This window comes from Aminithiophilus ramosus (assembly GCF_018069705.1).
Taxonomy (GTDB): domain Bacteria; phylum Synergistota; class Synergistia; order Synergistales; family Aminithiophilaceae; genus Aminithiophilus; species Aminithiophilus ramosus.
Genome location: NZ_CP072943.1, coordinates 2,254,495 through 2,279,268, shown reverse-complemented (window position 1 = coordinate 2,279,268; position 24,774 = coordinate 2,254,495). Strand labels below are relative to the sequence as shown.

The window sequence follows — 24,774 nt, the reverse complement described above, 5'->3', positions numbered from 1 at the left end:
GCCATGTCCCTTTTCCCTCTCGCACCATGGCAGGTCTGGACCCTCGCCGCCCTGCTCCTTTTCATCGGCGAGATTCTCACGCCCGGCTTCGTCCTGGCCTGCTTCGCCCTGGCCTGCCTCGTGCCGGCTGCCGTCACCTTGTTCACCCCCTTGGGTTTTCAGGCCCAGATGGGGCTTTTCGCCCTCTCTTCCCTGGCCGTCTACGTCCTTCTCCGCCCTGCCGTCGTCCGCTACCTCTCCAGCAGGGAGAGCCGGATACCCTCCAACGCCGAGGCTCTCATCGGGGCCGCAGGGCGCGTCGTCAAGGAGGTTCCCGCCGACGGCAGCGGCGGCTACGTGAAGGTGGCCGGCAAGGAGTGGTGGGCTTTTCATCCCCAAGGGAAGGCCCTTTCCGTCGGAACGGCCGTCGTCGTCACCGCCGTCGGCGGAGCCCGCATCGAGGTCCGTTCCAAGGCCGAAGCGGAAGAAAACTAAGGAGGAACAAATGGTCATACTGGCTCTGGTCGCCCTCGTCGTCATTCTCGTCGTATCGGGGATCCGCATCGTTCCCCAGTCCCAGCGCGTCATCATCGAGCGGCTGGGCAAGTTCCACAAGATCCTCGAACCGGGCATCAACGTCATCTTTCCCATCCTGGACAGGGAAAAATCCATCGTCTGGATCGTCGCCGGAAAGGGGACGAGGCCGACGAGCAAGCTCGACATGAGGGAGCAGGTCTACGACTTTCCCCGCCAGAACGTCATCTCCCGCGACAACGTCTTCATGGAGATCAACGCCCTTCTCTACTTCCAGATCAACAATCCCTTCAAGGCCGTCTACGAAATCGCCAACCTCCCCCTGGCCCTGGAAAAACTGACCCAGACGTCGCTGCGAAGCGTCATGGGCGAGATGGACCTCGACGAGATTCTCAGCAAGCGGGCCGAGATCAACGAGAGGCTTCGCGTCACCCTCGACGAGGCCACCGACGCCTGGGGCGTCAAGGTGACGCGCGTCGAGATCCAGGACGTCAACCCGCCCGAGTCGGTCCAGACGGCCATGCAGAAGCAGATGGAGTCGGAGCGCTCCCGTAGGGCCCGCGTCACCGAGGCCGAGGGGCAGAAACGGGCCCAGATCCTCGAGGCCGAAGGGGGGCAGCAGGCCCAGATCAACAGGGCCGAGGGAGAGAAAGAGGCCCTCATCCTCAACGCCGAGGCCCGGGCCCAGGCCCGCGTCCGCCAGGCCACGGCCGAGGCCGAGGCCATCGCCTCCATCGCCGAGGCCGTCAAGGCCGCAGGCGGCGACCCGACGCAGTATCTCATCGCCCTCAAGTACATGGAGACCCTGCACGAGATGGTCAGCGGCAGGGACAACAAGGTCGTCTACCTTCCCTACGAGGCGACGGCCCTTCTCGGCTCGCTGGGCGGCCTGAAGGAGATCTTCACCGGAAAACCGGAAAAAGCCTGACGGCGCTCGCTACAAGGAGGCCCCCCTCGAAACGAGGGGGGCCTCCTTGTAGCGAGCGGATCTGTCCCGGAGGTCAGGGCATGAGGACCTGAAAGACGGAGAGGAGGGCGGCCACAAGCAGGGCCAGATAGGTCCTCAGTCTCCCCGTGTGGAGGGCCCTCATGAAAAGGAGGGGGACGGAGGCGAGCCTCCCAGCCGGGACGAGGAGGTCTTCGGCGTCGGGTACGTCTCCTTTCCCGGGGCGGAGGGAAGAGCGCAGGCCGACGAAGAGAAGGAGGCCCGCGGCGAGGGGAATGAGGCTCCCGACAAGGGCCTCGGCCGAGAGGAGCCTTTCGGCGGGAAAGGGGAGAAGGGGCCGGACGAAGGGAGTCGCGCCGAAGGCGACCGTCGCCAGGGCGAGAAGGGTCATGGACAGGTAGGAGGACCTCTCCAGCTTTCCCGAGAGGCTCCGCCCTCCGTCCGGTCCGGAGGGGCGGAAGAAGCCGTAGTAGCCGAACTTGCAGAAGGAAAGGGTCGTCCCCACTCCGGCCAGCTGAAGCCCCCAGAGGGCCGGGGGATATTCGGAGAGAGACGTTTTGATGACGATTTTGGTCATGTAGCCGCTCGTGAGAGGGCAGCCGGTGATGGCCGTGGCTCCGACGAGGAAGAGGCCGAAGAGGAGGGGCGCCTCCCTCCCGGCCCGTCCCAGCTCGGCCAGGTCCCGGCTGCCGTAGAGTTTTTCCAGACTTCCTGCCGAGAGGAAGAGAAGGCCCTTGAAGAGGGCGTGGGCGACGACGTGAAGGAGGGCCGCCGTCCGACCCAGGGTCGTTCCCGTGGCGAGGGCGGCGACGATGAAGCCCAGCTGACTCACCGTGTGGTAGGCCAGGAGCCGTTTCCCATCGTGCTGCATCAGGGCCTGGACGACGCCGTAGAGAGCCATGACGACGCCGATGGCGACGAGGGGCGTCGACGGCCCGCCGGCGAGACGCAGAAGGCCGTAGATGGCCATTTTGACGGCGTAGCCCGACAGGAGGGCGCTGGCCTCCGTCGGGGCCGCGGCGTGTGTCCGGGGGAGCCAGAAATGGAGGCCGGGCAGGGCGGCCTTGACGCCCAGTCCCGCAACGAAGAGGGGAAAGAGTTTCTCCGGCACGGGGCCCATGGCAGGAGGCAGTCCTGAGGAGGAGGCCAGGGCCGCGGCGACGAAGAGGACGGAGGCCCCCGTCAGCTGGGAGAGGAGGAAAAAAAGGGCCGTTTCCTCGTCGCGGCGGCGGACGACGACGAAGAGGGAGAGAGTGGAGAGTTCGAGAAAGATGATGAAGGTGAGCCAGTCCGCGGCCAGGGCCGCCAGGGAGGCGAAAAGGCAGAAGAGCCAGAGGGGGAGGGCGCCTCCCCGGTCCGACGGCGGCCCGCTCTCCTTGGTCCATCGGTAGAGGGCGGCGCAGAGCGTCATGAAAAGAGCCAGGACGATCATGACGAGGGAGAGTCCGTCAGGTCGAATCATCGGTCACGCTCCTTGAAGAGATCTGCGTCGGTCTCGGAAGAAGAGGGCCAGCGAGGAGAGTTCGAGGAAGACGATGAAGGTCAGCCAGTCGGAGGCGGTCACGGCCGCCAGGGCGCAGAGGCAGAAGAGCCAGGGGAGGAGTCTTGCCCCGCCTCCGTCGCTCCAGCTCCAGAGGGAGACCGGCAGGGTCACGAGGCAGGCCAGGGCCGCCATGGAGAGGGAGAGGCCGTCGATCATGGAAGGACCCTTTCGATGTAGCCCTCGCGGTCGAAGGCCGTCGATCCGATGGCGAAGAGACCGTCCCGGAAGGTCGGGATGTAGGGAAGGGCGGCCAGGAAGAGGGAGAGGGCGACGAGAAGGGCGACGAGAACGTTCTTGACGGGGCGGGGTCGGTGGTGGGGGGGAGCCGTCTCGGAAGGGGAGAAGAAGGCTCTCAGGACCCGGAAATAGTAGGCCGCCGAAAGGACCGTTCCGGCGGCGACGGCGACGGCGGGAACGAAGGCCCGGGCGTCGGCGGCGGCGACGAGGAGGAACCACTTGCTCATGAACCCGCTCAGGGGGGGAATCCCGGCGATGGAGGCGGCGAAAAGACAGAAGGCGAGGACGTAGGCCGGGTTGTGGCCGAAAAGGCCCCTCATCTGATCGATGTCGCGACTGGCCCGGTCCTCGGCCAGGGCCCCGGCGACGAGGAAGAGGCCCATCTTGGCCGCCATGTGGTTGAAGGAATGATAGACGGCGGCGGCGGCGCCGCCGGGCGAGGCGCAGCCGATACCGATGAGGATCGTCCCCACCTGGGCCACGGTGGAATAGGCCAGGAGGCGCTTGATGTCCTCCTGCTGGAAGGCCATGAGGTGTCCCAGACAGAGGGAGAGCGTCCCGAAGAGGAGAAGAATGGAATAGATCTTGGCGTCGGCGACGGCGAAGAGGAGGAAGGAGAGGCGGAGAAGGACGTAGACGGAGGCCTTGACGAAGACGCCCGAGAGGAGGGCGCTGACGGGAGTCTGAGCCGAGGAGTGGGCGTCGGGAAGCCAGAAGTGGCCCGGCACGGTGCCGCTTTTGACGAAGAGTCCCACGACGAGGCAGCCGATGACGACGGAGATCGTGGCGGGAGGGGCCGTGGGGAGGACGCGGGCCAGGATGGCCATGTTGAGCTGTCCCGTGGCCATGAAGGCGTAGGCGATGCCCAGGAGGAGGAAGAGGGCTCCGACGGTGCCGAAGACGAGATACTTGAAGCCCGCCTCGACGGCCTGCCACGACCGGGGGGGGAAGGCGACGACGAGATAGGCCGCGACGGAGAAGATCTCGAAGAAGACGAAGAGGTTGAAGAGATCGCCCGTGAGAAGGATGCCGTTGGTGGCGGCCCAGCTGAGGAAGAAGAGGACGTAGAAGCGCCAGGGGCCGTAGCCGAAGGTCTCGACGGAGGCGGCGAGGGAGACGGAAAAGCCGATCGTCGCCAGCAGCAGGAAGGCGGCCGACAGGTTGTCGACGACGAGGGCGATGCCCGTTTCGGGTGACCATCCTCCCATGACGGAGACGAGGCCCGAATGCCCTTTGGCGGCGACGGCGAGGGTCGTCAGAGTCGATACGGCGCCGAAGGCGAAAACGGAAAAGCCGAGAAGTTCTTTTCGGAAGACGAAAAAGAGGGGAATGGCGAAGGCCGCCGAGAAGGGGGCGATGATGGCCAGAACGGGCGTCATCCCCGAAGTCCCCTGATCCTGTCGATGTCGACGGTGCCGTAGCGGCGGTGGATCTTGATGATGAAAGCCAGGGCCAGGGCGACGTCGGCGGCTCCGATGACGATGGCCGTCAGGGTGAAGGAGTGGGGCAGGGGGTTGACGGGTTCGGCTCCGAGAAAGGGGAGAAGGGCCGGGACGCCTCCGGGCACGTAGCCCGAGGCGGTGATGAGGAGCAGGACGCCGCCCTCCATGAGAGAGAGGGCGATGACGGTCTTGAAGAGGTTCCTCTTGGAGAGGAGCGTGTAGAGGCCGATGGCGAAGACGACGATGGCCGTGCCGTAGCTGAGGCTCAGAAGGGTCATCAGGAGGGCACCTCCGGGGAGCTTTCCGTCGGGTCTTCGAGGATCTTGACCATGCTGTAGAAGAGGGTGGACAGGCCGGCCCCGACCTTCATCCCCACGGCGACGTTGAGGAGGGGAATCGTTCCGCCGCTGAAAAGGTGCCCCCGAGTTCCCAGGTGAAAGCCTGCGGCGCCGTTGGAGAGGAACTCCCCTCCGGCCCAGAGGCCGACGAGACCGACGACGAGGAAGAGCAGGGCTCCCAGCGACTCGATGGTCTCCTTCACCTTCGGGTTGACCCGGGCCGCCTCGAAGCTCGATCCGTAGACGACGCAGAAGAGGACGGTCACGGTGGCCATGACGGCCCCGCCCTGGAAGCCGCCGCCGGGAGAGAGGTGCCCCATGACGATGATCGACGAGGCGTAGAGGAGGATGAAGGGGACGAGGAGGGCCATGCCCCGCTTCACGATGAAGGAGAGACCGTGAGAGGATCTCCGGTAGCGCCGTTTGGCGAACAGGAGGGCCACGCCGCAGACGGTGGTGTAGATGACGGAGGCCTCGCCCAGGGTGTCGAAGCCGCGGTAGTCGAAGAGGATGGCGGCGACGACGTTGGAGGCGCCCGTCTCCTCGGCCGTCCTGAGGATGTAGCGGGCCGCCGGTCCCGTTATCCCCTGATAGGGGCTGAGCGTCACGCCCCGCCAGAGCCAGCCCCCCAGGGTCAGGGCCAGGGCGAGGGCGCCCAGCTTCTGGAAGTCTCTGCCTCTCATCGGTCGCCGTCCCTGTCGAGGTCGTCGCCCCTCTTCTGGGTCTGGCTGTAGGCGACGAGGAAGAGGGAGGTGACGAGGCCCGAGTTGATGATGGCCTGGGTGAGGGCCACGTCGGGGGCCTGAAGGATGACGAAGAGGGTGGCCATGAGAACGCCGAAGACGGAGAGGGCGATGACGGCGCTGAGCATGTCCGAGGCCTCGGCGGCCGTGACGGCCGTGACGACGAGGAAAAGGCAGAGGAAGGCGAAGAAGGGAAGGCTCACGGGCGGTCTCCTTTCAGCCTCTTGCCGTAATCGTCGACGGTTCCTCGGGGGACGATGCCGTGACGGTAGCAGGCCCGGGCGATGGCGTGGGAGGCCAGGGGGTTCGTGGCCAGGAGGAAGCCGGCGATGAGAAGGATCTTGACCGTCGCCGGTCCGTTCCCGAAAAGGGCCGTCTTCAGGGCCGTGCCGAGGAGGATCAGAAGGGCGCCTCCCGAGAGGGCCTTCGTCGAGGCGTGAAGGCGGGTGTAGACGTCGGGAAAGCGGATGACGCCCACGACGGAGGCGAAGGCGAAAAAAAGGCCCGAGAGCATGAGGAAGGCGACGAGACCGTCGAGAAGAGCCGTCATCGATGGAGCTCCCCGTGTTCGAAGTACTTGGCCATGATGAGGACGTCGGCGAAGGAGAGGACGGCGAAGGCCAGGGCGATGTCGAGGAAGACGGCGTTGCGGAAGCGGAGGCCCAGGAGGACGATGAAAGTCGTCAGAAGCGTCGAAAGGGTGTCGGCGGCCACGATCCGGTCGGGGATCGTGGGGCCGACGACGACGCGCCAGAAACCCAGGGCCGCCGTGAGAAGAAGGCCCCAGAGGACGATGTCCGTCATCGGACGACCCTCCTCATCTCATCTTCCAATGTCCGGACGTCGCGGTCCACCCCGTCGAGCCCCTCCTGGCCCAGGTCGAGGACGTGGACGAAAAGGCTGTGATCGTTGACGTCGGCGTCGATGGTCAACGTCCCCGGCGTGAGCGTGACCTGATTGGCCAGAAGAACCAGGGCCGTCCTGTTGTGAAGGACGCTTTCGAATCGGACGATGGCCGGGTGCAGGTCGACGGTGGGTCTCAGGGCCAGGAGGGCCACTTCCCATGTGGCCGAGAGGAGCTCGGCGAGAAAGAAGAAGGGGTAGCGGAGGAGGCGCAGAAGGCGGAATCGGGGCCAGGGCTTTCCCCGCAGGGAAAAATCGTGGGCTCCGGCGAAAAAGGTCGACCAGGTGAGATGAACGACGACGACGCAGACGAGCAGGCCCAGAAGGACGAAGGGAAGATCGAGACGGCCTGTCGTCGCCAGCCAGACCAGAAAGAGGGCAGCTCCGAGAGCGAAAGGCTTGACGGGGCTTACGAGCAAAGGGCACCATCCTTTCCCGGTTGCGGAGACGGGAGATCGTCGCCTTGGCGACGGAAGGGGTGATGCGGCGGCGTCAAGAATACTGCATAACTGTAGCAGAGATCAGTCTCGATGGCAAAAGGGGAAAGGACGTCAGGGACCTCTATCCTTCTCCCTGTCATCCGTCAGAAGGATCAGCTCGGTGACGCGATCGATGAGAAGGCCTCCGGGGGCGACGAGGGGCAGTTCCCGGCCCGCCTCGAGAGTGGTGACGACGGCCCGGCCGATGACGTGCCGTCCGGCGACGCCCGCCCTGTCGAGCGTTCTGATCCCCCAGAGGTTGTGGAAGACGAGGGGTTTCCCCTCCCTCTGGCCGACGTAGACCATGACGTGGCCCGCCATGGCGACGAGAGAGGCGAAGGGACGGCCTCTTGCGACGATGACCGCCGCCTTCTCCTCGGGCGAGAGCCCCTCGAGGCCGACGACGTGGCCTGTCTGCCTCTGTCCGCCCGAGTTGCGCGGCAGCCAGAGTCCGAAGGGGGTGAAAAGATCGCGCGTCAGGGCCGAGCAGTCGCGGTTTCCGTAGAGGCCGCCCCATCCGTAGCTCTGGCCGGCGAGGCGCGAGGCCAGAGTGGCCACCTTCCACGGCGTCAGGGGGTGAGGGAAGGGAAGGGCCTTACCCCGCCCGATGACGGCCTCGGCCAGGTGGGCCTCGCCCCGTCCGTCGCCGAAGGGGACCCGGACGGTGAGGCGCCAGGCGTCGGCCCTGACGAGAGGGAGGAGCGTTCCCGTCTGGGCCCGGAAGCGGTGGAGGCCCTCTCTGTCCTTCACGGCGAGGTCGTCGACGGCGACGACGGCGAAGGGCCCTGCCATGAAGGTCCTGACGAAGGCCTCGTCGACATAGGCGATCTGAGAGGGGTGGACCCAGCCTGCGGCGAAGGGTGCCTCGACGTGGAGCCAGGAGCCGTCCGACGAGGCGTGGGTGACGAGAAGGGGCGTTCCGGCCCAGACGGCCGAGTTCTGAAGGTTGTCGAAGGGGTAGCCCTCTCCGGCCAGAGCGGGGTCGTTGAAGTGGGGACGGTCGGAGGGGAGTCCTCGGAGGGCCAGGTTGTCGACGGCGACGGCCCGTTCCGCCCGGCTGGGGTAGTTGCCCCTGTCGCAGAGGGCGGCGAGGTCCTCCAGCCAGGACGGGTCGCGGAGCTGAAGGTTCTCTCCCCAGGCCGGTCTCTTTTCGTAACGGTCCAGTGCCCAGAAGGCCTCCCGGGCACTGTGGCGGGCCTCGGCACGGCGCCAGGGATCGAAGTGGCGCCGGAGGTAGTCATCGGCTTTTTCGGCCTGGGCCTCGGGGGAGAGGAGTCTCTTCTCGGCCTCGTCGGCCTGAACGAGGAAGCGGGGGTCCTGGGGGATTCGATCGAGGTCGGCCAGAGCCCAGGCGGGCCCCCTTCCGCCCCGGAGGGAGAAACAGGCAAGCAGCTGGAGTATAATGAGGCACCGGAACGTGCTCCAGGCCAAGGGGTGCAGGTGGTTTCTCGTCGTCACCGTCGTTCCTCCTTCGATTCGGGTCGTTTTTGCGGCGGCGGCTTCTCCGATCGCTAAGGCGGGCCCTCTCGGACGGAGCCCCTTGCCTTTTCGGCCGCCGCGGGCCGACTGTCGCGGCTCATTCCCTCAGGAGGTGCTCCATGTCGTCCACTCCATCGGGTTCGCCCGAAGCGATCTCCCGTCGCGGTTTTCTGACGGCGCTGGCTCTCGTTACCCTTTACCTCTGCTGGGGCTCGACCTTCCTGGCCAACAGCCTGGCCCTGGAGGGATTCGGCCCCTATCTGGTCAACGCCGTCCGCTTCATCGTCGCAGGAAGTCTCCTCTATATCTGGCTCCGTCTGCGAGGCGAGAGCCCCATGCCTCTTGCGGCCTGGCTCTGGACCCTGCCCATCGCCTTTCTCCTTTTCGTCGGAGGTTCAGGGCTGCTCGTCGTGGCCCAGCAGCGGGTCAGCTCGGCCCTGGCGGCGACCCTTCTGGCCCTCATTCCCCTCTGGACCGTCGTCATCGTGGCCCTTTCGGAGCGCCTCATGCCCCGCCGGAACGAGCTCGCCGGCATCGCCGTCGGCTTTTGCGGCGTCGTCCTCCTCCGGCTCGACGGGGCCTTTCAGGGAAATCTCCTCGGCATCGCCCTCGTCTTTCTCTCCGGTCTCACCTGGGCCCTCGGCTCCGTCCTCAGCCGCCGCCTGCCCATCCTCCACCGTCCCTTGGGCTCGGCCATCCAGATGATCACCGGCGGCTTCGTCGTCCTCGCCGTCGGCCTCTTCCGGGGAGAGTCCGTCGTCTGGCCCCTGCCCGCCCGTGCCCTCATGGGCGAGGTCTTTCTCGTCACCGCCGGCTCCCTCGTCGGATTTTGCATCTATCTCTTCCTGCTGAGGTCGACCCGTCCCGCCGTGGCCACGAGCTACGCCTTCACCAATCCTCTCGTGGCCTCCCTCCTGGGCTGGCTCGTCCTGGGAGAGGCCGTGAGCGCCGTCAACGTCGTCGCCATGGCCGTCATCATGGTCGGCGTCGCCCTCGTCCTGGCCCCGGGCTGGATCGCCGAGATCAGGGCCACGGCGCGCCGCGGCGTCTGACGTCTCAGCCTTTGGCGGCGAAGCGGTTGATATAGGGCTCGTAACTCTTTCTCTGAGGGACGTAGCCGCCCCGGAAGTGGGGGCTGGTGACGAGGAAGTCGGCCGTGGCCTGGTTGAAGGCCGAAGGGATGTTGTAGAGAACGGCCAGACGCAGCAGGGCCTTGATGTCCACGTCGTGGGGATGTGTCCCCAGGGGGTCGATGAAGAAGATGAGGCCGTCGATCTCGCCCTCGGCGATGTGGCTTCCCATCTGCTGGTCGCCGCCGAGGGGGCCGCTGCGGAATCGCGTCACCTCAAGGCCCGGATAGCGCTCGACCAGGAGTCTCCCCGTCGTCCCCGTGGCGAAAAGGTGGATCTCGCGAAAGGCCTCGAGGTTGCGGCCGACCCACAGGAGCAGATCCTCTTTCCGCTCGTCGTGGGCGATGATGCCGATTCGCTTCATGGCAGATCCTCCCCCTTTCCTCCATTGTACCGTCACCGGCCCCGGAAGGGGAGACGGGTTTGAGCGCCCGAATCCGCAGGCTCTTCAGGACAGGCGTCGTCGGATCCACCGATTCAAGGACCGCTCCAATCCCCTCGCCGGTGAGGGTTCGAGGCAACCGTCTCCGTCCTCCAGACGCCTCCTGACCGGGCCGATGCCCATCCTGCTTTTGTCTGCCGATCGAGGTGGCGTCCCCTGGAAGCGCATGGGCGAAAGGCCTTTTGAGGTCGTTCGCCTTTCGGCAGGTTTAGGAAAAAGGGATTTTGAGAAGCCTCTCTTGCTTTCCGAAGGGGGGAGCTCGACCATCTGAAAAACTCGGGTTCCAAGGTGAACGGGACTTTGGGGAGGCGGTGAGGCGGGTTCTCTTTAGAATGGGGTTGGGGAGAGCGGGTTTTGCCCCATAACTCCCAGAGGTGGAGGCCGTGTAACCGCTGAACCGTGCTGTATCAGGGATTCCTCTCGAATGAAGAGTAAGGAGGACCTGTGCTCGGCGTGGGATTTTTGATATTTAACTAAAATACGAAAAACGGAGCCTTTGCCATGACAGGTAACACAAAAACAATCAGGTATCAAGCTAAACAAAACGAGAGCGAAGCGCTCGGCTGCGGCTGGGGATGCGGTTCTCGTGGTCGCGACAAACAATAATTAGTTTAGTCAATAGAAATGCTCTACAGAAATATAATACATCTCAACCTTCTTGCCTGTTGACAACGAAGGCTCCGACGCTTAACCTTGAGTAAGGGTTTTATCAATCTTAAGCGTCGGAGGTGTAGGGCTATGATGAGGCGTTGGGCAGCACTGTTGCTTGGTGGGATGCTATTCTTGCTTCTGGCTTCATGTGCTTTCGCGGAGGAACCGGCATTCCACATCGGGATCGCTACGTTGACGGTGTCGCAGGCAGAGGATACCTTGCGCGGGGCGGAGCGCATGCTGCAGGAGTACGGGGATGTCGCCAATGGAGGCATGATCAAGCACGTCACCATGCCGGACAATTTCATGTCGGAAATGGAGACCACGATCACTCAGATCACGTCTTTTGCCGATGACCCGAAAATGAAGGTCGTCATCGTCGACGACGCCATCCCCGGCACCTCGGAGGCTTTCCGCCGGATTCATGAAAAACGCGATGATATCCTCTGCTTCGCCGGTGAACCTCAGGAAGATCCCAACGTCATTGGCGGCGCGGCTGATTTTGCCATCGGTGTCGATAACATCGTCCGTGGCTATCTGATCATTCATTCCGCCAAGGAATTGGGCGCCAAGACGTTTGTGCATATTTCTTTCCCTCGCCACATGAGCTACGAGCTCCTTTCGCGGCGCCGCAACATCATGGAGGAAGCCTGCAAGGAACTGGGATTGACCTTTGCCTTCGAGACGGCTCCCGATCCCACCTCTGACGTCGGCATGGCTGGAGCTCAGCAGTTCATCCTCGAGAAAGTCCCGGCCTGGATCGACAAATACGGAAAAGACACGGTTTTCTTCTGCACCAACGACGGACAGACCGAGCCGCTGCTGAAGCAGGTCGCCAAGTACGGAGCCCTCTTCGTCGAGCCTGACCTTCCCTCTCCCATCATGGGGTATCCCGGTGCTTTCGGAATCGATCTTTCGGCCGAAAAGGGAGATTGGCCCGCCATCCTGAAGAAGGTCGAGAAAGTGGTTATCGACGAAGGCGGAGCGGGTCGCATGGGGACTTGGGCCTTCTCCTACGGGTGGAGCACCGTTTGCGCTCTGACCGAGTACGGCAAGAGAATCACGGAAGGCAAGGCCACTTTGGGCAACCTGAACGACCTCTGGGACTGCTATGCCAAGTACACGCCGGGAGCTCAGTGGAACGGCAACGCCTACGTCGATGCCAAGACCAGCGTCAAGATGAATAATTTTGTTTTGGTTTATCAGGATACGTACATTTTCGGCAAGGGTTACCTGAATACCACCTCCGTTGAGGTTCCCGAAAAGTTTAAGAACATGTAGCCTTTTCGGTGAGCGACGTGGCAAGGGGAAGGTCGATGTTCGGCTTCTCCTTGCCATCTTTATTATGTAGGGTTATGTAGGGTGTTTCCTCTCGCCGATGTCGGTGGTCTTCGAGTCTCTGACGTTCTTCCGAGTGTCCCTCGTGGTGTCGTGCCTCTGTGGTTAAGCCCTCCCTCGGACGATGTTTGGCGGTCTCGAAACCTCAAACATAACCCTTGTGGGGGGCTGTAGCCTATATGGAGCCAAGGGAAATGCACAAAAAGAGTCCGCCGTGTTTTTGTTTTTAAAATAATTGATTTATTTGAATTGCATCACCCTCCGACGGACAGTAGACAAAATATCATATTTTAGAGTACGATATCTAGTAAAGAGAATTGAGACAATGCGAAGACTTGTGATCCAATATGATTAAAAATTAATAAAACAAAAAGCTTGCAGGGAAGTAAAATAGAATACTTTTAAATTGGTTGACAAGAAAAACGAGGTGAGGGGTGCATGACGGGAATTCCTCTTTTGCAGATGAACCATGTCGGTAAAGATTTTTTTGGCAATCGAGTTCTTTCTGATGTGAGCTTTTCTTTAGATCCTGGACAAATCCTTGGGCTAGTCGGGGAAAACGGTGCGGGAAAGTCAACTTTAATGAAAATTATTTTCGGTATGCCTGATATTCATGAGACTGGCGGATTTGATGGAGATGTTTTGTTTAATGGATCTAAAATTCATTTTTCTAATCCATTTGATGCTTTAGAAGCTGGAATTGGTATGGTTCACCAGGAATTCTCGCTGATTCCAGGTTTTACGGCGGCTGAGAATATTCTGCTTAATCGAGAATCCTTCAAATCCAACCCTATGGTGAATTTCTTTGGAGAGCGAATATCTACATTGGACCGTCCTAGCATGAGGGCTCGTGCTCTTCGTGCTATTGAAACTCTTGGTGTGGATTTGGACCCGGAAACGCTTACTAGTGAAATGCCTGTGGGACATAAGCAATTTACGGAGATTGCTCGCGAATTAGATCGAACTCAAATGAAATTGCTTATTCTAGATGAGCCTACGGCAGTTTTGACCGAAACTGAAGCTCAAATTTTATTATCTGCTTTAAAGAAGCTGGCTTCTCGCGGTATTTCTATAATTTTTATTTCTCATCGCCTTCAGGAAGTCATTGATCTATGCGATAAGGTAGTTGTTCTGCGGGATGGGCAAATTATTCAAGATGTTCCGGCATGTGGCGTTTCCGTACGGCAGATAGCCCAATGGATGGTTGGGCGTAAAGTAGAAGATCCATCGGACAGGCGATCAGTTAAACGCAATTTAGGTGATCCTGTTCTGGAAGTGGAGCATCTTTGGGTAGATATGCCAGGAGAAACGGTGAGGGATGTCTCGTTTTGTGTCCACAAGGGCGAAATATTCGGAATCGGGGGTCTGGCCGGGCAGGGCAAGTTGGGAATTCCCAATGGGATTATGGGTCTTTTTACCTCAGGTGGAACGGTGTCCCTGAAGGGTAACAAAGTTCGTCTGAACGATCCCAAACTGGCTCTTGCCTCGGGAATGGCCTTTGTTTCCGAAGACCGTCGAGGCGTGGGCCTGTTGTTGCAGGAGCCCATAGACTGGAATATAGCCTTTACAGCCATGCAGGTTCACGGCCGCTATGTCAAAGGCTTTCTGGGGGGATGGGTGCAGTGGCGCGATGACGCTGCAATAAAGGCATGTGCAGAGGAGTATATTGACTCTCTCCAGATTCGATGTACTGGAAGTCGTCAGAGGGCCATTGAGCTTTCTGGGGGAAATCAGCAGAAGGTCTGTTTGGCCAAGGCTTTTTGTGTCGATCCGGAGATCCTTTTTGTCTCCGAGCCCACTAGAGGAATTGATGTAGGAGCTAAAAGACTGGTCCTTGATACGCTCAGGAGAGTCAATGAGGAACAGGGCACCACAATCATTATGACAAGTTCTGAATTGGAAGAACTTCGCTCCATATGTGATCGCATCGCCATCGTCAGCGAGGGGAAGATCGAGGGCATTTTAAGCCCATCGGCTCCTGCCGAAGAATTCGGTCTGTTGATGTCAGGTAGCGGTAAAAACGCAGAAGAGAAGGTGATTCCCTGTGCATAACAGATTTAAGGCTTTTGTTGAAGCTGCTGGCTGGCCTCGAGTTATTATAGGCCTTTTCTTGCTTTCTCTTTTTGTGATTGCTCCATTTGTCAGAGTGCGGGTAGATACGTCTCTGTCGGATACTTTCGTTCGCGTAGGGATGAACGGTGTCATGGTGTTGGCTCTAGTTCCGATGATTCAGTCGGGTTGTGGCTTGAATTTTGGCCTTCCCTTGGGAATCATTGCCGGACTGGTAGGTGCGGTGACGAGCGTCGAGGCTAACCTGACGGGGCTTTCGGGTTTCCTTCTGGCTATGGTTATCGCCGTCGTCCTGGCTATTTTCCTGGGGTGGGGTTACGGTCTCTTGTTGAACCACGTCAAGGGCGACGAAATGATGATTGCGACCTATGTCGGATTTTCCTCCGTTGCGCTCATGTGCATGGCCTGGCTCTTGTTGCCCTATAAAAGTCCTGTCATGGTCTGGGGATACGGGGGAACGGGATTGCGAACCACTATTTCTGTCGAAAATTTTTGGATTCGCATTTTGTCGGATTTTGGATCTTTTCAGATTGGAAAGCTTTATTTTCCTACTGGGATGTTTCTTTTTCTTGCTTTTATGTGTTTTCTGGTGTGGTCTTTCTTCCATACCAAAGTGGGGACGGCTATGACTGCCGTTGGCAGTAATCCTGAATTTGCCCGTGCTTCTGGTATTGATATAGACAAAATGAGAACTCTTTCCGTAATACTTTCTACTGTTTTGGGAGCTATAGGTATTCTGGTCTATCAGCAATCTTTTGGATTTATTCAGCTCTATATGGGGCCTTTTTACATGGCTTTCCCAGCGGTGGCGGCTGTTCTTTTGGGAGGCGCTTCAGTTAACAAGGCTTCACTATTAAACGTTATTGTTGGAACTTTTCTCTTTCAAGGCATCTTGACTATGACGCCTTCCGTTATCAACAGCCTTATGCAGACAGACATGTCTGAGGTTATTCGAATAATTGTCAGTAACGGCATGATCCTTTACGCTCTTACGAGAAAGGTGCAGGTTAAGAGATGACCAATAAGGAGACTTCTCGCGAAAAAGTTATGCGTCTTTTAGTCAACAATGCAGTTCCTCTTGTTTTTATCTTCCTGTCCATGGTTGCCATTCCCCTTTCGGGGTTCTCGGCTTCCTATCTCGTTCAAGAAATGATGACGAGGTTGGCTCGAAATTCCTTCTTGGTTCTGTCTCTGCTCATCCCGATTTCGGCCGGGATGGGATTGAATTTCGGTATGGTTTTGGGAGCCATGGCAGGACAAGTCGGCCTTATTCTCGTCACCGATTGGGGTGTGGCCGGATTACCGGGAGTCCTCCTGGCCTGTCTTGTCGGTACTCCCATCGCCATGGTATTAGGTTGGATGTGCGGCGCCGTTCTCAACAGGGCCAAGGGGAGAGAGATGGTCACGTCTTATATCCTCGGTTTTTTTGTCAACGGGATTTATCAGTTTGTAGTGCTATATATCATGGGATGGTTTATTCCCGTCAGTAATCCACAGTTACTCCTTTCGCGAGGCTATGGAATTCGTAACGCCATTAGCCTGACAGGAGTGCGACAGGTTTTAGATAAAATCATTCCTGTTCCAATTTTGGGAGCTAATGTTCCTTGGGGTACTTATTTGGTGATTGGTTTGTTCTGTCTATTTATAATTTGGTTTGGAAAGACAAAATTAGGTCAAGATATGCGAGCCGTAGGCCAAGATATGGCTGTTGCTGATGCAGCTGGAATTCCAGTAGAAAGAACTCGAATTATTGCTATGGTTATTTCTACTGTTTTGGCTTGCTATGGCCAAGTTATATTTTTGCAGAATATCGGCACTCTTAATACTTACAACAGTCATGATCAAGCTGGGATGTTTTCTATAGCAGCTTTGCTGATCGGAGGAGCTACGGTAAGCAAAGCCAGTATTTCTAATGTTTTTTTGGGAGTTATTTTGTTTCATCTCATGTTTGTCGTTTCGCCTATGGCCGGTAAGCAACTAATTGGACAAGCTCAGCTTGGCGAGTATTTCCGAGTGTTTATTTCATATGGGATAATTGCAATAGCCTTGGTGCTTCATGCATGGAAGCGATACAAAGATAGAGAGCGCTCACGCAAAGATCTTCGTGGCGTTATCTAGAAAGGAGAAAACTTATGGCTAGAATAAATAAATATAGATCTGGATTGATCGTTTTTCTTATTTTTTTAGGGGTTTTTCTTTTTTATATAGGCAAAGAACATCAGGTTTTTGTGGACAACAAATCAAGTATTATAGACGGAAAAACATATCAGCCTATAGCAAAATTAAAAGTTTCTGTTGGTAATGGCAATATTTTAGAGCTAGCTGCTGGAGATAGGGATGTTGTCCTTTCAAGAGGACCTTTTTTGAAGATAAAAGTTGAAATTGTTGATCAAAACGGAGAAACGCTAAAAATTATAGAAGAATCCGTAAAAATTGGTTTTAAGAATTCAGTTATGGTTAGTCTTCCTGCCTTGACTGAAGGCTCGCCCAATTTTATCCTTCCCTCTCCTAATGCTGGAAAATAAAATTTAATTATTAACTTAGACATATTTTTAATATTTTGTTTTTAAAAATGATGTTAATTGTTTGTGTTTCTTGTTTTCAAGCTGATAAGGTCAATAAGAATTAACTTGAGTCTTTTATCTTGTCCTCGATTTTTGTCATGGTGTTTTGTTCTTAGTTTTTTAATGGTGGAGTGGGCGTTTTTCGCGATTTTTAAATTTAGTGCTAGGTTTTTCTTGAACAGGCAATGATGCGACTTGGACGTGGAATTCATAGGCACCTCACCTCTGTTGCGTTTGTTGTGCGGCTCAACGACGAAAGCAGGGTGTTGCCGGGAGTTCCACGTCTTTTTTGTGTCGACGTGCGCCTTATACCCTCTTTTTTATAAATTACATGAAATAGAGAGGCGTCGATCCGTCAGCCGCCGGGGAGTGTGGTTACGACAACATCAAGTCGGTGGTGGTCGGAATTTTCCCGGGGCCGAACAAATGTTTCCTGCACAACGGAAAGGGGAGAGAAACGGCGCTTCCCGGCTCCCCGGGGCCACTGCCTCTTCGGCAGCACATTCTGAAAGGACAACGGGACCGGCTCTGTGGGGAATCTGAGCGAGGGCGCCCGAATCCGCCGATTCAAGGTCCGTTCCAATCACCTCGTCGGCGCGGGGTCGAGGGAGCCGCCTCCGCCCCCCAGGCGCCTCCTGGTCGGGGCGATGGACTTCCACCCTGTTTCTGCCTGCCGATCGGAGGGCGTTTTCGGTTGATTGACGAAAGCAAGAAGTTCACCTCGCGGACCGGGAGAGATCGATGGCAGTCTGACTTTAGCTGACTTGAATCCTCGAATAGTCTTTGCAATGGCGTCCACCAGGGGGGCTGCTCTCGCATGAGGGCTCAAAGGTGCGTTATCAACGCTTGGACCGAGTCGGGAAGAGTTGTCGTGTGCATTTGAGAAAACAAGTACATGTTTGACATATGTGCCCCGAGGCTTCAGAATACAACTAGTTAGGAAACTTAACTTCCCCGAGCCTTTCGGTCGGGGTTACCCGGGAGGCGGCAGACAGATGCAGAACCCTACATTTGCCTATAATCCCGACGCCTACAGGCGTTCCCTCTGGTCCAGCCCGCGGTCGCGCGGTTGCTGGGACCGTCCTCCTGCCGTGTGAACTTCCCCGCTTTTCGGTCAAAATTCATCCCCGATCCGAAAATACCTTCGTTATCATGATAGATATCTAGAGAGTACCCGTTAGCGTTAAAGGGGGAAAATCTGCATGGGCAGCAATCGCGTAGACGTGGCCGTCATCGGTGGTGGCGTGCACGGATGCTCCACGGCCTATCACCTCGCCAAGAAGGGGCTCAAAGTCGCCCTTTTCGAGAGAGACTACATCTCCTCCGGGGGCAGTGGCCGCAGCGCCGCCGGTCTCCGCTACCAGTTCGGCACGGAGGTCAACTGCCGTCTGGCCCAATATAATATGGAAGTTATTCCTCGGCTTCAGAAGGAGCTCGAGTACGAGGCCGACCTCGAGTACGATCCCGCCGGCTACCTCTGGATCGCCTACTCCGAGTGCCAGCTCGACCAGCTCGAGAAAAACGTCAAGCTTCAGCAGTCCCTCGGTTCCCCAACGGAGCTCCTGACGCCCGAGGGGATTCACCGGGTGGCGCCCCACCTCAACCTGGAGGGCATGCTGGGCGCCAGCTTCTGCCAGCTGGACGGTCACGTCAATCCCCACACCCTCTGCTTCGCCTATGCCGACGCCGCCAAACGCCTCGGCGCCGCGATCCACAAGAAGACCTCCGTCACGGGGATCATCATGAAAAACGGCAGGGCCGCCGGCGTCCACACGAGCCAAGGCGACTGGGAGGCCGATTCCGTCGTCTGCTGCGCCGGACCCTGGAGCGTCGACGTGGGCAGGTGGGTCGGTCTCGAGGTTCCCATCGAGCCCGAGCGGCACCAGATCCTCATCACCGAGCCCGTCGAGCGCATGCGCCATCCCATGACGCTCTGCCTCGACGACGGCAGCTACTGGAAGCAGTGCCCCAACGGGACCTTCATGTTCGGCTGGGGCAACCCGGAAGAGGCCAAGGACACCTCCTACGAATCGGGCTGGCCCTTCCTGGAAGAGGTGACGACGCGGGTCATCGCCAAGATGCCCATCCTCTCGGGCGTGCGTATCGTCCGCCAGTGGACGGGGCCCTACGACAACACGCCCGACTTTCAGGCGATCGTCGGTCCCACGCCCGTCGAGGGATTCTACCTCGACTGCGGCTGGAGCGGACACGGTCTCCAGTTCGGCCCCTCCGTGGGTCGGATCATGGCCGAGTTCGTCAACGGCGAAAAGCCCTTCATCGACGTCCACCGTTTCCGCTTCACCCGCTTCGAAGAGAACGACCTCTTCTTCGAACCGGCCTGCATCTAGGAGGTGTCCTCTACGATGGAACTGATCAAGCAGCATCCGATCCTGGAGTTCAGCCATGCCCAAGAGGTGAGTTTCAGCTTCGACGGCAAGGAGCTGAAGGGATTCGAGGGAGAGCCGATCGCGGCGGCGCTTCATGCCAACGGCGTGCGGATCTACCGTGTGACGCCGGAGCGCAAGGAGCCCCGAGGCTTCTTCTGCGCCATCGGAAAATGTTCGTCCTGCTTCATGGTCGTCGACGGAGTCCCCAACGTGCGGACCTGTGTGACGCCGCTGAAGGCGGGCATGAAAGTGGAAACGCAGCACGGGCGGGGCGTCGTGGCCCTGGCCGAAGAATAGGGGGGCGGCTGAAGATGAAGACGACAGAAGTCCTGGTCATCGGCGGCGGTCCGGCGGGACTCTCGGCGGCCCTCGAGGCGGCCTCCCAGGGAGCGCAGGTCACCCTCGTCGACAGCGACCTCCAGCTCGGAGGTCAGCTCATCAAGCAGACCCATAAATTCTTCGGCTCGGAAGACGAACACGCCGGCACGCGGGGTTACAAGATCGGCGACCTTCTCTTCGAGGAACTGGAAGGGCTGAAAGAGCGCATCGACGTTCGCGTCAACACGACGGCTTTGGGTTACTACAAAGAGGACGGCATGATGAGCTTCAGCACGGGAGAAGAGGAATACTTCCGCATCAAGCCGGAGCGGATCGTCATGGCCACGGGAGCGATGGAGCGGCTCATCCCCTTCCCGAAGAACGACCTGCCGGGCGTCTACGGTGCGGGAGCGATCCAGACGCTGATGAACGTCTACGGCGTCACGCCGGGCAAGCGGGTCCTCATGATCGGTGCGGGGAACATCGGACTCATCGTCAGCTACCAGCTGATGCAGGCCGGAGTGGACGTGGCGGGCGTCGTCGAATTCATGCCTAGAATCGGTGGCTACTGGGTGCACGCGGCGAAGATCCGTCGTCTGGGCGTGCCCATCCTGCTGAGGCACACCATCGTCGAGGCCCTCGGCGAGGACGTCGTGACGGGCGCGATCATCCAGGCCGTGGGCGACAAGGGTCTCGAAGGGGAACCCATCAAAATCGACTGCGACATCATCTGCATGGCCGTCGGTCTGACGCCCACGTCGGAACTGCTCTGGCAGGCCGGGTGCGACATGAAGTTCGTGCCCGAACTGTGCGGCTACGTCCCCCGTCGTGACGGACAGATGCGCACGAGCCACCCGCACATCTGGGTTGCCGGAGACGCGGCGGGAATCGAAGAGGCCTCGTCGGCCATGGTGGAGGGTCGTCTGGCCGGACTGGGAGCGGCCCGCAGCCTGGGACACGTCAAAGACAGCGTCTACGACGAGCGTCTTGCGGCCTACTGGCAGCGACTGACCCACCTTCGTGCGGGAGAAGTGGGCGAAAAGATCCGCTGCGGCCTGGACAAATGCTGCTGTGCCTGCTGGGAGGACTAAAAAGATGACCGACAACGAGAAACTCTTCAACAGCGGAATCCTGACGGAAAGCCGTCCGGGAGCGGAGCAGCCGCCCCTGTCCCTCTGGGAGGGGAAAAGAAACGGCCTGGTCCTCATCGAATGCCCCCAGCGCATCCCCTGCAACCCCTGCGCGTCGAGCTGCCCGACGGGAGCGATCCTCCCCTTCGAGGACATCAACGACACGCCGCGGATCGACTACGAGAAATGCATCGGCTGCGCCAAATGCGTGGCCATCTGCCCGGGCCTGGCCTGCTTCGTCGTGGACCTCACGGCAGGAGGCGAGGGCAGGGCTCTGATGAAGCTGCCCTACGAAATGCTTCCCCGCCCGGCCAAGGGGGAGGAAGTGGCCTGCCTGAACCGTGAGGGTGCGGAAGTGTCCCGCGGCACGGTGAGGGCCGTCACGGAGCCACTGAAAGACCGTACGATCGTCGTCCACGTCGACGTGCCCCGTGACCTGGTGAGCGTCATCCGAGCCATCAAGGTGGTGAAGAAGTGATGGAAAAGGAAATCGTCGTCTGTCGCTGCGAAGAAGTGACGATGGAGGAGATCCGCAAGTGGATCGACAGGGGCTACGACAGCTTTGACGAGCTGAAGCGGGTTCTGCGCGTCGGCATGGGGCCCTGTCAGGGCCGGGGCTGCCGGGACATCATCCTCAAGGAGATCGCTCGGGCCAGGAACGTTCCCGTATCCGAAGTGGACCCCGGAACCTTCAGGCCCCCCGCAAAGCCCGTCAAGGTCGGCCTCGTGGCCGCTGCCGCCGAAAAGTAGGGCTCTTTCGCTCCTCGACCTTACCCGGAGGCCTCGAGCCGCCGGGTAAGGTTTTTTAGTCGTCGTTCTCAGGCGCTTCATCAAGGGGAAAGTTTTCTGGATCGAAAAGGGAGGGACTTGCATGGAAATCACCGGACTTGTAGCCGTCGTCGATACCCATACGGGAGGAGAGCCCACGCGGCTCATTATCGGAGGCGCGCCCCTTCTCAAGGGCGCGACGATGGGCGAGAAGTGGCTCGATCTCAGGGAGAACCACGACGACTTCCGCGTCCTGGCCATGTGCGAACCACGAGGCCACGGCGACATGTTCGGCGCTCTCCTGACGCCTCCCTGCCGTCGCGAGGCCCACTTCGGCGTCATCTTCATGGACTCGGGAGGGAGCCTTTCCATGTGCGGCCACGGCTCCATCGGCCTGGCCCGGACAGCTGTCGAACTGGGCTGGATTCCCAAGGCGGAGCCCTACACGGAGGTCGTCTTCGATACGGTCGCCGGTCTGGTCCACATGAAAGTGGAGGTCCGAGACGGCGTCGTCGGCGAGGTGGAGCTGGGCAACGTCCCGGCCTTCGTCTACAGGCGCGACGTCGAGGTCTTCGTGCCCTCTCTCGACCGGAAGATCCACCTCGACATCTCCTTCGGCGGCAACTTCTTCGCCATCGTCGCCGCCGACCAGCTCGACCTGACTCTGGCCGCCGAGGAGGTTCCCCGTCTGACCCGGCTGGGGCTGGAGATCCGCGATGTCGTCAACGAGGCCGTCGCCGTCCGTCACCCCCTGGAGCCGGCCATCGACAAGGTGGAGCTCACCGAATTCAGTCTCGAGAGGAAGGGCCTCCCGACGCGGAACATCGTCGTCTTCGGCCAGGGCTCGGTGGACCGTTCGCCCTGCGGCACGGGAACCTGCGCCAAGATGGCCCTTCTGGCCGCCAAGGGAAAGCTCGCCCCGGGCGAGACCTTCCTCCACGAAGGGGTGACGGGCAGTCTTTTCAAGGGTTCCGTCACGGAAGGCCCCAAGGTGGGCGATTTCGACACGGTCCTGCCCGTCCTCCGAGGCCGGTCGTGGGTGACGGGCTTCAACTTCCTCGTCCGTCAGCCCAAGGACGACGTGGGGTCCGGTTTCCTCCTCAAGCGCTGAACGTTCCTCGCTGCAGAGACGACACGAAGAAGAGGCGAGGGATCCTCCCGTTGTCTCTTCTTCGTCGATGGTCTATGCTGGTTTCAGGACCTTCGCTTTTTCGTCCTTCCAGGTAGGGATGTCCTGGACGGCAGATGGCGGTCCCGCCCTCTGGAAAGGCGGAGCCGTCCTGTCGACGTGGAAGACGATCTCCGCGACTCCCGTCGTTTCGATGCGGCGGAAAGAGGGCTGTCTCTCTCCGGACAGGGTCGCCCGGAGAGGGTCCTGCTCCGGAAAGGGTCGCAGGCATGGGGCTCTCTTCCCGAACCCTCTCCCGTTTGGTCTCGTGCGATCCGTCCTCCCCGGGGGAGAGACCCCGGAGAGGGGCGTCGCAGACCGATGACGAGAGGGCAAGTCTCTCCTCTTCCCTCGAGGCGGAGGACTTACCCTTTTTCTGCCTTTTCCTTTCTCGCCGTTTTCCCCAACCCCTTTCGGAGAGTTTCACGAGAGGAGCCGATCAATGACGGAAAAAAGAGATCTTTCTCCGCCCCCCTTCGACAACCCCCTTCGCCGCGCCGAAAGGCTGCTTCAATGGGCCGAACCCCTTCTCGACGAGGAGGAGAAAATCTGCTCCCGCAGGGATCTGGCGGCCTTCGCCGCCCAGGCCCCTCCTCTCCAGGCCGAGCTCGATCGCCTTCGCCGCCGCGGAGAGGACGCCTTTCTCGATGAGGTTCCCTACTGGGAGGGGTGGTATCTCTCCTGCCGCGAGCCCCTGCCCGTCCACGCCAACCCCTTTTACCTTTTCGACCTTTCCGGTCTTCCCCGGGAAGGGGATCCCTGCCGTCTCGCCGCCCGACTGGCCCTGGCCGGAGCCGCTTTCTGTCTCGATATCGACGGAGGGCGCCTCGAGGCCGATTCCTTCCGCGGCGAAAGGCTCTGCATGGCCGCCTACGAGAAGCTTTTCCGGGTCTCGAGAGGGGCCTTTCCCTTCCGTGACAGGCTGGTCCGGGGGGAGAGAGATTCCCTCTCGGGGCGAAGCGCTCTCGTCCTCGTCGGAGGACGTCTCTTCCTCCTCGAACTGATCTCGCCCGAAGGGGAGCTGCGCCGTCTGGACGAGACGGCCCGGCTCCTTCGTTCTCTTTACGAGAGAACGGAGCCCGACCCCCTGCCCTTGGGGCTCATGACGACCGTCGATCGCGACGAGGCCCATCGTTTCCGTTCCCGCCTCGTGGCCCTCCCCTCCAATGAGCGCTCTCTGGCCGAGATCGAGGGCTCCCTTTTCGCCCTTCGCCTCGACGGTCCCTGCGGCGACTCCATGGAGGAGCGGGCCCGTCACTTCCTCTTTGACGAGGGGAAAAACGGCTGGTACGAAAAATCATTTCAAATTATAGTCACCGCCGACGGCGTGGCGGGCCTCAATTTCGAGCACTCGGCCCGTGACGGCACCCATATGGGGCGTCTCGTCTCCGAGCTGCTTCGAGGAGCGTCCGCCCTGTCGGGCGGTGTCTCTCTGCCTTCGGGAGCCCGTCCCCTCTCTTTCGTCCTCGACGAGGGGCTTCGGGCCGAGCTTCACCGTGCCTCCCGCTCGGCCCGGAACCTCTCCGAGGCGCGGCGCCAGCGCCTTTACCGCTTCGACCTCTTCGGAGCCGATCGGGTCAAGGCGGGTTTCCTGAGCCCCGACGCCTTCGTCCAGCTGGCCTTTCTCGCTGCCCAGCGCCGTCTCTTGCCCCGGTGGCGGAGCCTCTACGAATCGGTGCAGATGAGGCGTTTCCGCAAGGGGCGGACGGAGGGGACGAGGCCTCTGACGGCCGAGGCGGCCCTCTTCGTCGAGACCCTGGCCGGGGAGGAGGCGTCGAGAGGGCACCTGCGGCGTCTTCTCCTCGGCGCGGGAGAGGCTCATCGCCGCCGCATCGATCTCTGTATGGCCGGAGAGGGCGTCGAGGGGCACCTGGGGCTTTTGCGGCGAGTCTGGCAGGAGAGGGGCGCCGATCTGGCCGTGGAGGAGCCGTCGCTTTTTCAGGGGCCCGCCTGGACGAAGCTGACGTCCAACGTCTTCTCCTCGAGCACGACGGAGGGCAAGGGACTTCTCCTGGCCGGCTACGGCCCCGTCCAGATCGGCGGGCTGGGGTTGCGCTACCTCCGCTGTCCCGATCACTTCCTTTTCCACGTCTCCTCATGGGCCGAACAGGATCAGGGAGAGCCTTTCGTCGAAGCTCTCGACGAAAGGCTCTCCCTGATGGGAATGTTGCTCTGACTCTTGTCT

The 24,774-nt window shown here is 59.9% G+C and carries 26 protein-coding genes; 15 read left to right on the top strand and 11 right to left on the bottom strand.

All coding sequences use genetic code 11. The features are described 5' to 3' along the window. Window positions 1-3: 3 nt before the first annotated feature. A complete protein-coding gene (locus KAR29_RS10655; RefSeq protein ID WP_274372972.1) occupies window positions 4-474 on the top strand; it encodes an NfeD family protein in 471 nt (156 codons plus the stop codon). Between the two features lie 10 nt (window positions 475-484). Then, window positions 485-1,441 (top strand): SPFH domain-containing protein, encoded by a 957-nt coding sequence (locus KAR29_RS10650; protein WP_274372971.1) that lies wholly within the window; start codon window positions 485-487, stop codon window positions 1,439-1,441. Window positions 1,442-1,514: 73 nt separating this feature from the next. Here KAR29_RS10650 and KAR29_RS10645 read toward each other — a convergent pair whose 3' ends face one another. From KAR29_RS10645 to KAR29_RS10600, 10 genes are all read right to left on the bottom strand, one after another. Next, complete coding sequence (locus KAR29_RS10645) at window positions 1,515-2,921, bottom strand: proton-conducting transporter transmembrane domain-containing protein (protein WP_274372970.1); 1,407 nt, start codon at window positions 2,919-2,921, stop codon at window positions 1,515-1,517. 3 nt (window positions 2,922-2,924) lie between these two features. Next, on the bottom strand, window positions 2,925-3,158 hold the full coding sequence (locus KAR29_RS10640; RefSeq protein ID WP_274372969.1) for a hypothetical protein: 234 nt from the start codon (window positions 3,156-3,158) through the stop codon (window positions 2,925-2,927). Continuing rightward, entirely contained in the window at window positions 3,155-4,618 is a 1,464-nt protein-coding gene (locus KAR29_RS10635) for a complex I subunit 5 family protein (RefSeq protein ID WP_274372968.1), read from the bottom strand. The genes KAR29_RS10640 and KAR29_RS10635 overlap by 4 nt, the downstream gene beginning before the upstream one ends. Beyond that, complete coding sequence (locus KAR29_RS10630) at window positions 4,615-4,959, bottom strand: sodium:proton antiporter (RefSeq protein WP_274372967.1); 345 nt, start codon at window positions 4,957-4,959, stop codon at window positions 4,615-4,617. Before KAR29_RS10630 ends, KAR29_RS10635 begins: the two co-directional genes overlap by 4 nt. Beyond that, window positions 4,959-5,702 (bottom strand): hydrogen gas-evolving membrane-bound hydrogenase subunit E, encoded by a 744-nt coding sequence (mbhE, locus tag KAR29_RS10625; RefSeq protein ID WP_274372966.1) that lies wholly within the window; start codon window positions 5,700-5,702, stop codon window positions 4,959-4,961. Before mbhE ends, KAR29_RS10630 begins: the two co-directional genes overlap by 1 nt. Further along, a complete protein-coding gene (locus KAR29_RS10620) occupies window positions 5,699-5,965 on the bottom strand; it encodes a Na(+)/H(+) antiporter subunit B (RefSeq protein ID WP_274372965.1) in 267 nt (88 codons plus the stop codon). Before KAR29_RS10620 ends, mbhE begins: the two co-directional genes overlap by 4 nt. Beyond that, window positions 5,962-6,312 (bottom strand): monovalent cation/H(+) antiporter subunit G, encoded by a 351-nt coding sequence (mnhG, locus tag KAR29_RS10615; RefSeq protein ID WP_274372964.1) that lies wholly within the window; start codon window positions 6,310-6,312, stop codon window positions 5,962-5,964. Before mnhG ends, KAR29_RS10620 begins: the two co-directional genes overlap by 4 nt. Continuing rightward, window positions 6,309-6,566 (bottom strand): monovalent cation/H+ antiporter complex subunit F, encoded by a 258-nt coding sequence (locus tag KAR29_RS10610; protein WP_274372963.1) that lies wholly within the window; start codon window positions 6,564-6,566, stop codon window positions 6,309-6,311. Before KAR29_RS10610 ends, mnhG begins: the two co-directional genes overlap by 4 nt. Further along, window positions 6,563-7,084 carry a Na+/H+ antiporter subunit E gene (locus KAR29_RS10605; RefSeq protein ID WP_274372962.1) on the bottom strand — a complete coding sequence of 174 codons (522 nt, stop codon included), beginning with the start codon at window positions 7,082-7,084 and terminating at the stop codon, window positions 6,563-6,565. The genes KAR29_RS10610 and KAR29_RS10605 overlap by 4 nt, the downstream gene beginning before the upstream one ends. A 132-nt stretch (window positions 7,085-7,216) precedes the next feature. Next, the gene (locus tag KAR29_RS10600) at window positions 7,217-8,602 is read right to left on the bottom strand and encodes an NlpC/P60 family N-terminal domain-containing protein (protein ID WP_274372961.1); all 1,386 of its coding nucleotides are present in this window, start codon (window positions 8,600-8,602) and stop codon (window positions 7,217-7,219) included. Between the two features lie 140 nt (window positions 8,603-8,742). Between KAR29_RS10600 and KAR29_RS10595 the strand changes: the two genes are divergently transcribed. Beyond that, window positions 8,743-9,675, top strand: coding sequence for an EamA family transporter (locus tag KAR29_RS10595; protein WP_274372960.1), 933 nt, complete (start codon window positions 8,743-8,745; stop codon window positions 9,673-9,675). Between the two features lie 4 nt (window positions 9,676-9,679). Here KAR29_RS10595 and KAR29_RS10590 read toward each other — a convergent pair whose 3' ends face one another. After that, window positions 9,680-10,117: a methylglyoxal synthase gene (locus KAR29_RS10590; protein WP_274372959.1), complete on the bottom strand. Its 438-nt coding sequence runs from the start codon at window positions 10,115-10,117 to the stop codon at window positions 9,680-9,682. Between the two features lie 819 nt (window positions 10,118-10,936). On the opposite strand from KAR29_RS10590, the gene KAR29_RS10585 reads away from it, so the two are divergent. The 12 genes from KAR29_RS10585 to KAR29_RS10530 all read left to right on the top strand — a co-directional run bounded on the left by KAR29_RS10585 (window position 10,937) and on the right by KAR29_RS10530 (window position 24,765). Then, window positions 10,937-12,127: a DUF3798 domain-containing protein gene (locus KAR29_RS10585; RefSeq protein ID WP_407649573.1), complete on the top strand. Its 1,191-nt coding sequence runs from the start codon at window positions 10,937-10,939 to the stop codon at window positions 12,125-12,127. Window positions 12,128-12,622: 495 nt separating this feature from the next. Continuing rightward, complete coding sequence (locus KAR29_RS10580; protein ID WP_274372958.1) at window positions 12,623-14,236, top strand: sugar ABC transporter ATP-binding protein; 1,614 nt, start codon at window positions 12,623-12,625, stop codon at window positions 14,234-14,236. 139 nt (window positions 14,237-14,375) lie between these two features. Continuing rightward, window positions 14,376-15,272 (top strand): ABC transporter permease subunit, encoded by an 897-nt coding sequence (locus KAR29_RS10575; RefSeq protein ID WP_407649492.1) that lies wholly within the window; start codon window positions 14,376-14,378, stop codon window positions 15,270-15,272. Beyond that, window positions 15,269-16,372 (top strand): ABC transporter permease, encoded by a 1,104-nt coding sequence (locus KAR29_RS10570; RefSeq protein ID WP_274372956.1) that lies wholly within the window; start codon window positions 15,269-15,271, stop codon window positions 16,370-16,372. Before KAR29_RS10575 ends, KAR29_RS10570 begins: the two co-directional genes overlap by 4 nt. Before the next feature lie 14 nt (window positions 16,373-16,386). Then, on the top strand, window positions 16,387-16,779 hold the full coding sequence (locus KAR29_RS10565) for a DUF6672 family protein (protein WP_274372955.1): 393 nt from the start codon (window positions 16,387-16,389) through the stop codon (window positions 16,777-16,779). A gap of 1,241 nt (window positions 16,780-18,020) precedes the next feature. Next, window positions 18,021-19,166: an NAD(P)/FAD-dependent oxidoreductase gene (locus KAR29_RS10560; RefSeq protein ID WP_274372954.1), complete on the top strand. Its 1,146-nt coding sequence runs from the start codon at window positions 18,021-18,023 to the stop codon at window positions 19,164-19,166. A 15-nt stretch (window positions 19,167-19,181) separates the two neighbouring features. Then, window positions 19,182-19,502: a (2Fe-2S)-binding protein gene (locus KAR29_RS10555; protein WP_274372953.1), complete on the top strand. Its 321-nt coding sequence runs from the start codon at window positions 19,182-19,184 to the stop codon at window positions 19,500-19,502. 14 nt (window positions 19,503-19,516) lie between these two features. Further along, window positions 19,517-20,614, top strand: a complete 1,098-nt coding sequence (locus tag KAR29_RS10550; protein ID WP_274372952.1) for an NAD(P)/FAD-dependent oxidoreductase — start codon at window positions 19,517-19,519, stop codon at window positions 20,612-20,614. A 4-nt stretch (window positions 20,615-20,618) separates the two neighbouring features. Continuing rightward, complete coding sequence (locus KAR29_RS10545) at window positions 20,619-21,131, top strand: NADH-quinone oxidoreductase subunit I (protein ID WP_274372951.1); 513 nt, start codon at window positions 20,619-20,621, stop codon at window positions 21,129-21,131. Further along, the gene (locus tag KAR29_RS10540; RefSeq protein ID WP_274374972.1) at window positions 21,131-21,403 is read left to right on the top strand and encodes a (2Fe-2S)-binding protein; all 273 of its coding nucleotides are present in this window, start codon (window positions 21,131-21,133) and stop codon (window positions 21,401-21,403) included. The genes KAR29_RS10545 and KAR29_RS10540 overlap by 1 nt, the downstream gene beginning before the upstream one ends. A 121-nt stretch (window positions 21,404-21,524) precedes the next feature. After that, window positions 21,525-22,532: a proline racemase family protein gene (locus tag KAR29_RS10535; RefSeq protein ID WP_274372950.1), complete on the top strand. Its 1,008-nt coding sequence runs from the start codon at window positions 21,525-21,527 to the stop codon at window positions 22,530-22,532. A 499-nt stretch (window positions 22,533-23,031) separates the two neighbouring features. Beyond that, window positions 23,032-24,765: a choline/carnitine O-acyltransferase gene (locus tag KAR29_RS10530; protein WP_274372949.1), complete on the top strand. Its 1,734-nt coding sequence runs from the start codon at window positions 23,032-23,034 to the stop codon at window positions 24,763-24,765. The last annotated feature ends 9 nt before the right edge of the window (window positions 24,766-24,774 follow it).